This is a genomic window from Streptomyces sp. JJ38 (assembly GCF_019303475.1).
GTDB lineage: Bacteria > Actinomycetota > Actinomycetes > Streptomycetales > Streptomycetaceae > Streptomyces.
Map to the genome: position 1 here is coordinate 1 of NZ_JABLSI010000111.1, position 573 is coordinate 573.

Annotated in this window: 1 protein-coding gene and 1 pseudogene; both read left to right on the plus strand. The window is 75.5% G+C overall.

All coding sequences use genetic code 11. The annotated features are described in order from the left end of the window. Nucleotides 1-253: pseudogene (locus HPT28_RS26465) on the plus strand (hypothetical protein); the annotation flags it as partial. Next, nucleotides 217-573, plus strand: a 357-nt coding sequence (locus tag HPT28_RS26470) for a methyltransferase domain-containing protein (RefSeq protein WP_308119538.1), incomplete at its 3' end; no start/stop codon positions are given. The pseudogene HPT28_RS26465 and the gene HPT28_RS26470, both read left to right, overlap by 37 nt.

Here is a 573-nt window from a genome sequence, read left to right on the forward strand (position 1 = left end):
GTTGATGAAGTGCTGCGTCGAGGAGATCACCCCCGACGGGCGGCTCATCCCCTTCTGCGCGTACAACTCCGTCGGCTACCGCGAGGAGATTCGTGCCGAGCTGTCCGGGGTGCCCGTCGCCGACGTCGCCCCGAACGCGACCCCGCTGGCCGACCGCCTCACCGTCACACCGTACGGGTCCAAGACCGCCCGCACCACGGACCCGGAGGCCACCGCGTGNNGGCAGTCGAGCTGCCGGACGGCGAGGGGGTGAAGGCGTGCTGCGCCGCCGCGTACTCCTCCGACATCGTCAGCGCGCTGCTCGGCGACTCCTACCACCCCGGCGGCGCCACCCTGACCCGGCACCTCGCCGACGGCCTCGCCCTGCGCCCGGGCGGCCGCGTCCTCGACGTCGCCTCCGGGCGCGGCACGACGGCCCTGCTCCTCGCCGGCGTGCACGGGGTACGGGTGCACGGCGTGGACTTCGCCCCGGCCAACACGGCCCTCGCCCAGGGGGCCGCCCAGGCCGCGGGGCTCACCCACCGAGCCGAGTTCACCACCGGGGACGCCGAGCGACTGCCCTGCCCGGACGCC